A 12,655-nucleotide genomic window follows, 5' to 3' on the forward strand; every position below is an offset into this window, starting at 1 on the left:
ATATGATATAATAAAGATGTAGTTTTTTTTAATTAATGTTTTTTTACCCACACCAGCCTGTTTTTGGTGTGTTTTTATTTTTTGATAAAGAAGTACAAAAGTATTTCTAGTTTGATACCTCAGAAGGTAAGGTTCGACTTCTGAGGGCGCACAAAGAGTTGGGCACTGGTAGAAAGAAGAAGTGCAAGAAGTAATAAGAGATGCGTGTTTTTTTATAAGGAGGAACCCTTAACGGGGAAGCATTTCGATTTGAAATGCTTTGGACATAATATGTCCAAAATGATACTTAGGAGGTATTTAACTATTCAATTTAATTTGCTTAAATGTGGGAAAGGAGTACATATGTAATGAAAAGCATTAATATACTCTTTACATTTATTAAACACAAAAAATTGTTAATAGGAAAATTTAAACATATTGGGAAAGATTAGATACACATTTAAGCGACTCGAATTAATAGTTCTTGGATAGGCATTTATTAGATGTCTACAAAAGTTTTATTGAGGAGGAAGAACAGTATTTGCATAAGCGATCAAATTATACCGTTGCTGCCGAAGAACTAAATAAAAGAAGAAAAGATATAAAAGATGAAAACGGCAGATATCTGACATATAATTTGATTGCTAGCTTAGTAAGAATGGAAGCAGCTGCATTAAGTGAATTTTTGAAAGGCAAAAGGAAAAAAATAATGCCTTTGCACGATTATTGTTGGTTGGTAGTATTTTTTGCCTATGACTACAATGATGCACTTAACTTATTAGATTTAGGCGGATTCGTCGATTCTGAAAAATTAAAAAAGGACAAATTGAACAAGAATGTAGCTAGATTCTTAGCGGCCATGAAATACATATGTATGAATGAAAAGCAAATACATATCCAAACTGTACGCCAAGCACTAAAAAGATTTGAAAGTAGATATGAGCTATTGAAAGAAATCTACGAAGAAGGCTATTTGCAGTTTATGGATAAGAATTTTTAGGAGGAAGTAAAAAGCGCAGGATTGAGATAAATCTTGCGCTTTTTTAAATTTTTTTCTAAATTGGCAGTTTTGATATAAAACTCCCAATTGAGATTTCGAAAAAGCTGATAAAGTGAAAGCAAGAAGATCTTCTTATGAAAATATAACTATTGATATATAAGGAGGAAAAAGATATGAATCTTAGTAACTTATTAATTGACACTAAGTCAATCGGCGAACAGAAACTACTCATCGATGTACTCCCTATCGCAGAATACAAGGATGGCGAAAGAACCAGTATGGTAAGCGGCTACAAGTACGTCATCGCACTTCCGGCGCACAAGCTTGAAAAGATCTCCGTTAAGATCGACGGACCGCAGAAGATGCAGCCTTCTCAGGACGGATATAAGAATGTGGAATTTACAGATCTTGAAATTAGGGCATATGTGATAGATGGCAAGCCGGTGCTATCTTGCAAGGCAAAAGACATCAAAGAAGTTAAGTAGCCTCAACACCTTGGCGCGCCGGGGCTGCCTTCTCAAAAGGTATGGCGGGCGCGCCGCCTCCCAAGAGGCAAGTATTACCCTCTTGGGAAATAAATCGCAGTCGCAAAATAGAACTGAAAGGCAAAATAACAATGGATCCGCAAGGAAAGAAATGGCAGATTACAATTAATAATCCGTCTAAAGCAGGTCTAAATCGTGATGCGATAGAGGAGATCATTAAGGGATTTTCTTATCAGTATGTGTGCATGGCAGATGAGATAGGCGATAGTGGAACGCCGCATACTCATATCTTTCTTTATACAAAGTCTAATACTAGGTTTAGTACGATTAAAAAAAGATTTCCCATAGCTCATATAGAGCGAGCAAGAGGAACAGTAAGAGAAAATAGGGCATATATAAAAAAGGAAGGAAAGTGGAAGGAAGATGAAAAGGGTAAAACATCAATTCCGGGAACGTTTACGGAATTCGGTGAAATCCCTACAGAGCGAGAAGAAAAGTCACCTGATATGTCCAGGCTAATTGATCTTGTAAAGGAAGGAAAAGGTACATCAGAAATAGTAGATGAACTACCCAAGCTAGCACTTAGAACAAACAATATATCTTCATTAAAAAAAGTAATAAAGGAAGAAGAGTTCTTAAATAAGTGTAGAGAGCTGAAGGTCATATACATCTACGGTGATGCAAGTATCGATAAGTTAAAGTGTATATATGATAGACACGAATTTATGGAAATATGCAGGATAACCAACTACAGAGAAAAGAAGGGAATATCCTTTGATACTTATAGGGGCCAGGATGTTATCGTCTTTGACAATTTTGAAGGTCAGATAATTCTTGAAGAATTCAATTCTTATCTTGATAAATATCCTTTAACCCTTCCGTCACGATATGAAGATAGAATTGCTTGCTATACGAAAGTGTATATCGTAGCAAATATGCCGCTTAAATATCAGTACGCATACTACCAGGAAAAGAAGCAGGCCCTATGGGACTCATTTATAAAGAAGATTGATGAGATTTGGCACGTCGTAGATGGACAAAATGTTGAAATTCTTAAAGGAGGAAAAAACGATGAATGATAAAAAAGAAAATCTAGAAATGAAAAAGACTTTTTATGATATTGATGAAGCAGAGGAATTTGATCCAGCATTTGAATATTTCGATTTTGGAGATGAATATGATGACTTTTCAATAGAAGAAGATGCTGAAGATGAAGCATATGATGAAGAATTCGAATATAAAGAAGAAGATACAGACTCAGATTCTGAAGAAGAGAAAAAGAATGATATATTTGAAATCTTTGATAAAGCAAAATGTGGTGTTAGGAATCGAGATCTAAGAGTTACTTACATACATGGAGATATTAAAACAGACAAATTGAAGTGTATATACGATAAATATGATATTAGAAACACTTATCGTGTTACAAACTATAATGTCGATAGAGGTCTTGCATTTAAGAACTATAAAGACCAAAAGGTAATAATATTTGATAACTTCAATGGTCAGATACCAGCTAAAGATATCTTATGCTATTTGCAAGGAACTCCTTTAATGCTACCTTCAGTAGGAGAAGATAAGCTGGCTAGATATAACAGAATATTTGTAGTGTCATATATTCCGCTATCGATGCAATACGTAAAAATGGAATTCGATTATTTAGATAAAACAGATGATTGCTTTAGAGATTTGTTTGATGACTGTCTTTATGTAGATGCAATGGGAAAAGTAACAGCATCATTTGGGAGCCTGGACTAATGAAACAGTATAAAGATGAAAGACTTCATAGGGAAGGCAGACTCATCTGCATATTCAAAAGACTTGCAGCTGGAATAAAGGCTATAAAAGGTAAGCCGATTAAGGTTATACCTGGTATATTTATTTTCACAATCGGAGTTTACATAATTGTAAATACTGCAAACAATATCGGGCCATATGCTGATGATTTTGATATAATCCTTAACCAGATTGCTACCTTTATATATTTTCTTATAATGATGTTTCTACTATTAATATACTTGGTGCTAATTGGAATGCCTATGGATGCAAAGATGGTATCTTGGAACCTTCAGAGAATTGGATTTAAAAACAGTATAGGCGAGTTACCAAAGTTAATTAGTAAAGAGAAAAGAGACGGCTTTGTTATATTAGAATTCTTTTGTCAGGGCATTCCTCTAAGTATATGGGAAGAAAAGAGAAATGAGATAGAGTCTGTGCTGAATATTAAAATAGTTAGAATTAAATCTGGAAGAACGTTAGATCAGATATTTGTGCAGGCTGTAGATTACAATTCAAATGTATATATGACTATGCCCTGGGACGATAGTATGCTTTCTAAGGTTGATTTTGAACTAGTGCTAGGAGATAGTCTGATAGGACAAGAAAAAGTAAATCTCAACTCAATACCACATATTCTCATAGGTGGCAGCACAGGATCAGGTAAAAGTATACTTTTAAAGAATCTCTTATACCAAGCAAAGGCAAAGGGAGCAGAAGTAATAATATCTGATTTTAAAGGCGGAGTAGACTTTGGCTTAGCATGGCGAAAAGAGTTGGAAATTATTACTGATATGGATATTCTCGCAGAGCGTTTAGAGGAGATTATCGTTGAATTAGAACGCAGGAAAAAACTCTTGTTTAATACTGGTGCTGAAAACATTTATGCCTATAACAAAAGTCATCATAAATTAAACCATATTATATTTGCCTGTGATGAAGTGGCTGAAATACTTGATAAAACCGGAGCAAGTAAAGAATATAAGGAAAAGATTATGCAAGTTGAAAGTAAGCTTTCTACTATTGCAAGGCAAGGTAGAGCCTTTGGTATCAACTTAATACTTGCAACACAAAGACCTGATGCCAATATACTTAGCGGCCAGATAAGAAATAACATTGATTGCAGGATTTGTGGCAGAGCAGATGATGTGCTATCTAAAATTATACTTGATAATACCGATGCATCAGAGCTTATTCCTAAAGATGAACAAGGACTATTCTTACGAAATAATGGAACTGTATTTAAGGGATATTATTTTGATAGATAGCTGGGTGAGCAAATGGAAAACAAGATACCTATTTGGCACAAATATTCATTGAGTGTTCAAGAAGCCGCAAAATATTATGGCATAGGGGAGAAAAGACTATACGGTATTATACGAGATAATCCTAAAGAATATTTTCTTCTGGAAATCGGCAGTCAAACTAGAATTAAAAGAGAAATGTTCGAAGAATACCTTAATAATGTTAACGAAATTTAACGGTATTCTATGGCAGAAAAGACCGTCATATGCTAGAATTTTCAGTGTAATGACGGTCTTTATTATATAGAAATATATACAGGAGACCAAATATGTCAAAGAAAAGGAGAGATAATAAAGGAAGGATATTGCATAATGGTGAAATGCAAATGTCCGATGGAAAGTATCGTTACAAGTATATAAATTTCCGAGGAGAAGAAAAAGTTGTATATAGCTGGAGGCTTACTCGTCACGACCCCATAGATCCTACAAAGAAGAAAACGCTATCGTTGCGAGAAATTGAAATGGACATACAAAGGGCTGAATTTGACGGATTGACTGTATACGGCGATAATATGTCAGTTTTAGAACTAGTAGAAAAATATACTACTACGAGAATTGGAGTTAGGCCGACTACTAAAAGAGGATATGGAACTGTAATAAATCTTTTAAAGAAAGAGGATTTTGGATATCGGAGGATAGATAAAATTAGAATATCGGATGCCAAATATTGGCTTATTAAGCTTCAACAAAAAGATGGTAAAAGCTACAGTGTCATTCATAATATAAGAGGTGTTTTAAGACCTGCATTTCAGATGGCAGTAGATGACGATTTGATAAAAAAGAATCCATTCAACTTTCCTCTTGTAGATGTAGTTGTCAATGATAGTGTGAGGCGAGAAGCTTTAACTCAAGCACAAGAACGAAAATTTTTACAGTTTGTAAAAGAAGATAAACATTTTAAAAAGTATTATGAAGGAATTTATATACTATTTAAAACCGGGTTACGTATTTCAGAATTTTGTGGTTTAACTGTATCGGATATAGACTTTAAAAATCATATACTTCATATTAAAAGGCAATTACAGAAGAACAGCGTTAAAGACTATTATATCGAAGCTCCCAAATCTAAAAGCGGGTATAGAAAAATTCCGATGACTAAAGATGTAGAAGATTGCTTTAAGAAGATTATTGAAAATAGAAATCCGCCAAAGATAGAGCCAATGGTAGATGGAGTAGCAGGATTTTTATACTTCGATCAGAATGGCAGTATAGTGTATAGTCTGCATTGGTCACATTATTTTAAACGCATTTGGACTAAATATAACAATATATATAGAGAGCCAATGCCGAAAGTAACACCTCATGTTTGTAGACATACATTCTGCTCTAATATGGCAAAAGCAGGAATGAATCCAAAAGCATTGCAGTATATTATGGGACATTCAGATATAAGTGTAACACTAAATACGTATACACATTTTGAATTTGAAGATGCAAAAAAGGAATTAGAAAAATTAGGCTAAAATTGGTTAATAAAGAAGCTGAGAAATTTAATTGATAGTTTTATACCTTTTGCTTACCAAAAAAAGCTGCAGTATTTTTAAATATGATATATGCAGAATAAGAAATAAGTATTGGATTTACAGCGAAAATAAGAAATTATTAGACAAAAAAAGCGAGGTATAAAACTGAAAATTTTATACCTAATTTTATACCTTTTGACTACAAAATATGCTAAATTATGCCGAAATATGCCGAATGGTATAAATTTACAAACATTGAAATTTCAACAAAAGCGAGGAATTTGAAGGATGAAAAAAATACTGTTCATATGCCACGGCAATATTTGCCGCAGCACAATGGCTGAGTTTGTACTTAAAGATATGGCGGCAAAGCAAGGGCTTTCTCACGAGTTTGAAATAGCGTCAGCTGCTACCAGTAGAGAGGAAATCGGCAACGATACTCATCACGGTACAAAACGTAAGTTAGACGAAATGGGCATATCATATACCAGGAGAAAAGCAAGGCAGATGAATGCTGCCGACTATGCTTACTATGACTATATTATAGGAATGGATGACGCAAATATAAGAAATATACTGCGCATAGTAGGAGGAGATGCCGAGGGTAAAGTTTCTAAACTTTTGGACTGGGCAGATGATAAAGGTGATAGGGATGATATTGCAGATCCTTGGTATACTGGCAATTTCGACTTAACTTATGATGATGTTGAAAGGGGCTGTAGAGGCCTTTTGGGAAAGTTGAAAAAAGCAAAATAATATAGTATAATCACATCGTTGTTGTAGAGGCAACGATGTGCTAATGTAGCTCAATGGTAGAGCAGCTCATTCGTAATGAGCAGGTTGAGGGTTCGATTCCCTTCATTAGCTCCACGAAACCGTTGAAATTTCAACGGTTTTCTTTTATTCATAGGTAAAATGGTGTGAATTTGGTGTGATTTGCTATTCGTTTTTTATAAATTCCTGTAACTGCTGCGACAGCATTTTATCTTTATTTTCAAATAAGTGAGTATAAATATTCAATGTAGTTGACAGTGTGGAGTGTCCTAATCGTGTGCTCACTTGAGGTAATTCAGCCCCAAGAGATGCAAGCATTGAAGCGTGAGTATGTCTGAGTGCATGAAGTCCATAATAAGGCAAGTCGCTATTTTGGCAGAACTTCATAAACCAATTTCTTATCACATTAGAGTGCATGATAATTCCGTCGTCTGTCTTGAAAACAGCATTGTTTTTAAAATACGGATTAACAGTATTTTGATGTTTTTGCAAAAATTGCAGTTGCAGCATTATATCTTCCGGAAGTGTAACAGTACGGTTACCCGATATAGTTTTTGGAGTATCTTCATACAAGCCTGTTTTAGGCTCATACATACGGGTTTTTACAATCTGTATGGTATTTGCATCAAAGTCAATTACATCCCAATCTAAGCCGTTTATTTCTCCTATACGAAGCCCACCGAAAAGAGCAAGAAGTATTGCACACTTAAATACAAGGTCTCTTTCTGGTAGTTCGTCAAGGCTGCTGCAGATCTGTTTTACTTGGTCGATATTGTAAAACTGTGCTTCTGTATGTTCTTTTCGTGGCATTTTGATATTATTGCATGGGTTGTTATTGATTATGTTTAACTCAATTCCATAATTAAAAGCAGAACGCAGTATAGAATATATATTGCGGACCGTTTTAGGCGACACTTGCTGAGCTATATTGTTAATCCATTTCTGTATATCTACACGCTGAACTTTGTTGGCTTTTTTCTTTCCGATAGAGTTTTTAATCCACTTTTTATATATACCTTCAAAACTCCTTCGGCTTGTGCTTTTCAGATACAATAATACATATTCTTTATGATATAGTTCCATAAGGTCATTGACTATTACATTTGAGCCAGGTTGAATATTACCCAGCTGACATTCGTTGTAGAAATTAGCAAGTTCTGCGTTAGCTTCTCTTTTAGTTCCGTGAAATGTTTTGGTATATCTCATCGGTTTTCCATTGAAATCAAAGCCTGCATAGACTTGAAGTCTCCATGCGTTTTTACCTCTTTGTGTGATTGTTCCTGGCACAATACCACTCCTTTCAATAAAAAAACTGTATGTTAAATACAGCCGTGATGTGATATACTATTTTAGGAAATATGCATAAGTGATACACATCACAACTAAAATGACTAGGGTCTAGTCAGCAATTGGCATCCGGAAGGGTGCCTTTTGTCTTTTATGGATTACATATAGAGCACGGACTGTAACCGTTTGCTTCTGCTTCATCAGCATTTTCAAAATAAGATAAATCATATCTGCCATTTATATATTGGCAACCATCTTTGTGATATTTGCTTCCAGATGGAGTGACAAATACATATGAATCTGGAGCTTCACTTGTGGATAATATTTCATTATTTTGAGATACGTTTGAATTATTAGTTATAAAGTTTTCTGGGTGATTTCTTACTGCCGATAAACAATCATTATAACCGTCAGTTTTTCCGTCTTCGTATCCTTTATCATATCCCTCATCATAATTTTGGGTATGTGCATCGTTTAGCAGATTTACTTCGCTTGCGGTATACCACATTTCTTGATGATTTGTAAAAATCAATATTCCAAAGAAGATAAAAACTGTTGCGAAAAAAGTTGCTATGACAGCCAAGGCTCTTGATTCTCGTTGAACATTTTTCTCATCTAAATAATCTACATGGTCGAACATAGCAAAAGAACTTACGCCCATGAGTCCTATAATTAAAAGGGAAATCAAACCTATCAGTACGTTTTCTTTAAAAATTTCCCAATCGTCAAACCATAATATTAAAGCAAGCCCTATAGCGAGTAGAGCCCATATGGAAGATAAGACGTTCCTTAGAAACCTCATACCTTTCTCCTAATCTCCACAACGACACCTGCTATAGTAACCGGGTGATTTTCGTCGTTGTATTCATACATTATCGGTTCATATTCTGGATTAAGCGGCTGCAATATTATTGTGGTCTGCTTTTTTATGACTTTCTTTAAAGTGGCATCGTAGCCGTTCACATATACAACGCAATCTTGTCCGCTTTCACAGTCGGATTCTTCTCTGACTACAATAATATCTCCGTCGAGATATTTAGGATACATACTGTCGCCTTTGACCTTTAGTCCGAAAAGCCTTTTGCCACCTTTAGCATATTCAGCAGGAACATCTATATACTCATCTATTGATTCAATCGCTTCAATAGGAACTCCTGCAGGAACACGACCGTATACAGGGATAGTGATTGAAGATGATAGCTTTATAGGTTCTATATTATTGTTGCTTATATCTTCCCATCCCATTAAATCACTGGGTTTTATATTTAGAGCATCTGCAAAAGCAACTATTTTTGATTGTGACAAATCTACTTTTCCAGATTCAATTTTAGCAATCATACTTTTATCTGCATAACCTAATTTATTAGCAAGGTCAGATTGAGTCATTCCGAGTTCAATTCGCCTATTTTTTATATTCGCATATAATTGTAACATTTTGTTCACCTCGCACCTTAAATATACTATATGTGTGAAAATAATTCAACAAAAATATAAAAAAATGTTGACATAAATTCAACTGTGGTATACACTATAGTCAAGTTGAATGAAATGCAACAAGGAGGTGATATTGAATAATGAATTGCAAAATGTTAAGAGATAAGATAGCAGACAGTGGTATGTCAATAGTTTCGATTGCTAATAAAATGAATATTTCAAGAGAATCTCTTTATAATAAAATGAATGGGAAAACAGATTTTACAGCAAGAGAAATAACTGGACTTACAACGGTTTTAATGTTGACGCGAAAAGAAAGGGACGAAATTTTTTTTGACAATTAAGTTGAATAAAATGCAACTTTCTAAACAGTCCTTACAAGATTGAGAGAGGATTATACCACAGGAGGTGAGATGGTGGAGCAGATAAAGGTTCTGGTAGATGAAGAACGACTAAGCAGGCTTGAAGAAAAGATAGACCGCCTACTATCGGATAAAGGCAAAGAAGATGATGAGGTGCTGAACGCACAGCAGGTAGCAGACCTTCTGCAGATGGATAAGCAGACAATATACAAGTTGGCACGAGACAACAAAATACCATCCGTTAAATACGGAAGGTCAAGATTATTTTCCAAAAAAGCAATAATGGAGAAATTGAAAGGAGAACAATAATGTTTGAAAAACTATTAAAAGAGATGGAACTTAGTGAAGAAACTTCTAAACTTATGACTGATTTAATCGTGGAGAACCTTAAACTTGCTGACAAGTATGGAGTAGATAGAGACAAACATATAAGGGCTGTATGTGCAACGCTTGTACCTATTTGTCTAATGAGGTCATTTAAGAATTTCAAAATTGATGAAGGAGAAGATAAGGAATGATACTTGAACTACTAATGATAATAGGAGCCGTCAGCGGAGTGCTGATATTAGGCAATGCGATATTCGGGAGGATATTTGATAGAGAGATGGAAAGGAGAGCAGATGAGCAATAAAAAAGACGCCATTACGGCGCCAAATAACCAAGACAAGTATACCAAAAGTAAGAAGATAAGTAAAGAGTGCAGAAAGGAAAGTTACATCCAGCGTCCTTTGAGCCGTAAGAAACAGATATTACAGATAATGGGCAATAAAGAAATGACCGCAAGGCAGGTCTGCCGATTGATGAAGCATACCGACCTTAACTTCGTCCGTCCACGGATGACGGAAATGGTCGAAGAAGGGCTGTTGGAAGTCGTTGGTAAAGCCTACGACAAGGCGACAGAGAGGAATGTATCGGTATATAAAGCAATAGATAAATACAAGTCTATAGACGAGAAGATACAGGAAGAGTACAGAAACGGAGGTAGTTGTTGATGAAAGAATTATTGCAGATACAAAATGAATTAAAAGCACCGAAAGGGCAGTATAACTCTTTTGGAAAATATAAATACAGGTCGTGTGAGGATATCCTCGAAGCGGTCAAGCCTTTATGCGTTAAATACGGAGTTATTCTCACATTATCAGACGAGATAGTACAGGTAGGCGAAAGATACTACATTAGAGCGACTGCAAAACTACAAAAAGAAGGCTGCAGTGATGTATCAGTCACAGCATATGCAAGAGAAGCGTTAGAAAAGAAAGGTATGGATGATAGTCAGATTACCGGAACGGCATCATCGTATGCGCGTAAATACGCTCTCAATGGATTATTTTGTATTGATGATACGAAAGACGCTGATACAGACGAATATGCAAAAAAGACAAAAGCAGGAGCAAAAGGCGATACATCGGACAAAGAAGAGTGGAGAGAGAAAGTAATTGAAGCAGCAAAAGCAAAAGGTATTGACATGAAAGAGGTAGCGAAAGATTACAAACTGAATAGCACCACTACAGCAGAGAGATTTAAAGAAGTATATGAAGATTTAACTAAGGAGGACGACAATGCAGGATGTAACGAAGGATAGAGATAAATATATAGGCGGTTCAGATATTCCAATCATTATGGGACTGTCACCGTTTAAGACAAGATTTGAACTGGCACAGGAGAAAGCCGGGATAAGAGAAGATGACTTCAAAGGCAACGAGTATACTGAGTATGGAAATTATATAGAGCCGATAATAAGACAGTATATAAACGAAAAATACGGATATAACTTCGTCGAGGACAAAATCATCAACGGTAATATCAGATACCATGCAGACGGTAGAGATGCAGGAAGAAGTACAACACTTGAAGTGAAGAGTACATCACAGATACACACCGACTTAACAGGATACAAAAAATATTCAGTACAACTTGCTTTCGGCATGGACCAATTCAAAGATAAGCATGGTCTGCTTGCAGTGTATAACAGGCCGGATGATTTTAGTAAGGAGTTTGACCCAAAAAGATTACAGATATTCAACATTGAAAGAGAAGATGTTGACGAAATGCTTCTGTTGGAAATAGATCCTGCAGTTACAAATTTCGTCAAAGATGTTGAGAAATTAAAAGAAAATCCATTTATGACAGAAGAGGATTTGCAGCCACATGACATAACAAGATGGTTTGACAGGGTAACAGCTCTCGAAGGTCAGATGCTTGCTTTTAAAGATTTAGAAAAACAGTACAAAGACGCTAAAGAGAATCTAAAAAAAGCAATGGAAGACCACTGTATCAAAAAATGGACTACCAACAACGGCACTCAAATAACGCTTGTGCCGGACGGAAAAGACACAACGATAGAAGTGTTCGATGAAAAGACTTTCATCGCTGAAAATCCCGAAATGGCTGAAAAATACATGGTTGAGAAAACGAAGAAAGGCAGGACTGGATATGTCAGAATTACGCCACCCAAAGACAGGCTCAATACTGCAGGATAAGAAAGAATGTTATGTAACAGGTGTGACAAAGTATCTTCACAAGCATCACATCTTTGGCGGTGCAAACAGGGATATATCAGAGCGAGAAGGCTTTTATATCTGGCTCACTCCGCACTGGCACAACATGGGAGACCGAGGTATTCATTTCAATAAAGAATTTGACTTAAAGGTTAAGCGTGAGTGCCAAGCAAAATACGAAGAAACGCACAGCCGTGAGGAGTTCATGGCATTGATAGGAAGGAACTACTTGGATTAGTTATTAAGCGGTGGGACACCCTCTTTATTCATTGATAACTTATGTTGTTTGACTC

18 protein-coding genes and 1 tRNA gene are annotated in these 12,655 nt (G+C 35.6%); 16 read left to right on the forward strand and 3 right to left on the reverse strand.

From position 1 onward, the window contains the following. The first annotated feature begins 520 nt into the window (after positions 1-520). The 9 genes from INF20_RS04390 (at position 521) to INF20_RS04430 (ending at position 6,877) form a co-directional block, all read left to right on the forward strand. Complete coding sequence (locus tag INF20_RS04390; RefSeq protein WP_226385164.1) at positions 521-979, forward strand: hypothetical protein; 459 nt, start codon at positions 521-523, stop codon at positions 977-979. A gap of 173 nt (positions 980-1,152) precedes the next feature. Further along, entirely contained in the window at positions 1,153-1,464 is a 312-nt protein-coding gene (locus tag INF20_RS04395; protein WP_226385165.1) for a hypothetical protein, read from the forward strand. A gap of 131 nt (positions 1,465-1,595) precedes the next feature. Continuing rightward, positions 1,596-2,543: a viral replication protein gene (locus tag INF20_RS04400; RefSeq protein WP_226385166.1), complete on the forward strand. Its 948-nt coding sequence runs from the start codon at positions 1,596-1,598 to the stop codon at positions 2,541-2,543. Next, a complete protein-coding gene (locus tag INF20_RS04405; RefSeq protein ID WP_226385167.1) occupies positions 2,536-3,222 on the forward strand; it encodes a DNA polymerase V family protein in 687 nt (228 codons plus the stop codon). The genes INF20_RS04400 and INF20_RS04405 overlap by 8 nt, the downstream gene beginning before the upstream one ends. Further along, positions 3,222-4,508 (forward strand): FtsK/SpoIIIE domain-containing protein, encoded by a 1,287-nt coding sequence (locus INF20_RS04410; RefSeq protein WP_226385168.1) that lies wholly within the window; start codon positions 3,222-3,224, stop codon positions 4,506-4,508. The genes INF20_RS04405 and INF20_RS04410 overlap by 1 nt, the downstream gene beginning before the upstream one ends. A 12-nt stretch (positions 4,509-4,520) precedes the next feature. Next, entirely contained in the window at positions 4,521-4,721 is a 201-nt protein-coding gene (locus tag INF20_RS04415; RefSeq protein WP_226385169.1) for an excisionase, read from the forward strand. A gap of 92 nt (positions 4,722-4,813) precedes the next feature. Further along, a complete protein-coding gene (locus INF20_RS04420) occupies positions 4,814-6,007 on the forward strand; it encodes a tyrosine-type recombinase/integrase (RefSeq protein ID WP_226385170.1) in 1,194 nt (397 codons plus the stop codon). A 288-nt stretch (positions 6,008-6,295) separates the two neighbouring features. Continuing rightward, positions 6,296-6,763 carry a low molecular weight protein-tyrosine-phosphatase gene (locus INF20_RS04425; protein ID WP_226385171.1) on the forward strand — a complete coding sequence of 156 codons (468 nt, stop codon included), beginning with the start codon at positions 6,296-6,298 and terminating at the stop codon, positions 6,761-6,763. A gap of 39 nt (positions 6,764-6,802) precedes the next feature. Continuing rightward, positions 6,803-6,877 (forward strand) — tRNA-Thr (locus INF20_RS04430). 69 nt (positions 6,878-6,946) lie between these two features. Here the strand turns inward: INF20_RS04430 and INF20_RS04435 are convergent. The 3 genes from INF20_RS04435 to INF20_RS04445 all read right to left on the reverse strand — a co-directional run bounded on the left by INF20_RS04435 (position 6,947) and on the right by INF20_RS04445 (position 9,502). Next, the gene (locus tag INF20_RS04435; protein WP_226385172.1) at positions 6,947-8,068 is read right to left on the reverse strand and encodes a tyrosine-type recombinase/integrase; all 1,122 of its coding nucleotides are present in this window, start codon (positions 8,066-8,068) and stop codon (positions 6,947-6,949) included. A 151-nt stretch (positions 8,069-8,219) separates the two neighbouring features. After that, positions 8,220-8,870, reverse strand: a complete 651-nt coding sequence (locus INF20_RS04440; protein ID WP_226385173.1) for an Ada metal-binding domain-containing protein — start codon at positions 8,868-8,870, stop codon at positions 8,220-8,222. Continuing rightward, positions 8,867-9,502 carry a LexA family protein gene (locus INF20_RS04445; protein ID WP_226385174.1) on the reverse strand — a complete coding sequence of 212 codons (636 nt, stop codon included), beginning with the start codon at positions 9,500-9,502 and terminating at the stop codon, positions 8,867-8,869. The genes INF20_RS04440 and INF20_RS04445 overlap by 4 nt, the downstream gene beginning before the upstream one ends. A gap of 140 nt (positions 9,503-9,642) precedes the next feature. Here INF20_RS04445 and INF20_RS04450 point away from each other — a divergent pair, with 140 nt between their 5' ends. The 7 genes from INF20_RS04450 to INF20_RS04480 all read left to right on the forward strand — a co-directional run bounded on the left by INF20_RS04450 (position 9,643) and on the right by INF20_RS04480 (position 12,600). After that, positions 9,643-9,846, forward strand: a complete 204-nt coding sequence (locus INF20_RS04450; RefSeq protein WP_226385175.1) for a toxin-antitoxin system, antitoxin component, Xre family protein — start codon at positions 9,643-9,645, stop codon at positions 9,844-9,846. A gap of 69 nt (positions 9,847-9,915) precedes the next feature. Then, the gene (locus INF20_RS04455) at positions 9,916-10,173 is read left to right on the forward strand and encodes a helix-turn-helix domain-containing protein (protein WP_226385176.1); all 258 of its coding nucleotides are present in this window, start codon (positions 9,916-9,918) and stop codon (positions 10,171-10,173) included. Beyond that, complete coding sequence (locus INF20_RS04460; RefSeq protein ID WP_226385177.1) at positions 10,173-10,382, forward strand: hypothetical protein; 210 nt, start codon at positions 10,173-10,175, stop codon at positions 10,380-10,382. The genes INF20_RS04455 and INF20_RS04460 overlap by 1 nt, the downstream gene beginning before the upstream one ends. Positions 10,383-10,484: 102 nt before the next feature. Next, on the forward strand, positions 10,485-10,856 hold the full coding sequence (locus tag INF20_RS04465) for a hypothetical protein (RefSeq protein WP_226385178.1): 372 nt from the start codon (positions 10,485-10,487) through the stop codon (positions 10,854-10,856). Further along, positions 10,856-11,446, forward strand: a complete 591-nt coding sequence (locus INF20_RS04470; protein WP_226385179.1) for an ERF family protein — start codon at positions 10,856-10,858, stop codon at positions 11,444-11,446. Before INF20_RS04465 ends, INF20_RS04470 begins: the two co-directional genes overlap by 1 nt. After that, on the forward strand, positions 11,424-12,344 hold the full coding sequence (locus INF20_RS04475; protein ID WP_226385180.1) for a YqaJ viral recombinase family protein: 921 nt from the start codon (positions 11,424-11,426) through the stop codon (positions 12,342-12,344). Before INF20_RS04470 ends, INF20_RS04475 begins: the two co-directional genes overlap by 23 nt. Further along, positions 12,298-12,600, forward strand: coding sequence for a hypothetical protein (locus INF20_RS04480; protein ID WP_226385181.1), 303 nt, complete (start codon positions 12,298-12,300; stop codon positions 12,598-12,600). The genes INF20_RS04475 and INF20_RS04480 overlap by 47 nt, the downstream gene beginning before the upstream one ends. Positions 12,601-12,655: the final 55 nt, after the last annotated feature.

Source organism: Gallibacter intestinalis, from assembly GCF_014982745.1.
Taxonomy (GTDB): Bacteria; Bacillota; Clostridia; order Peptostreptococcales; family Anaerovoracaceae; genus Gallibacter; species Gallibacter intestinalis.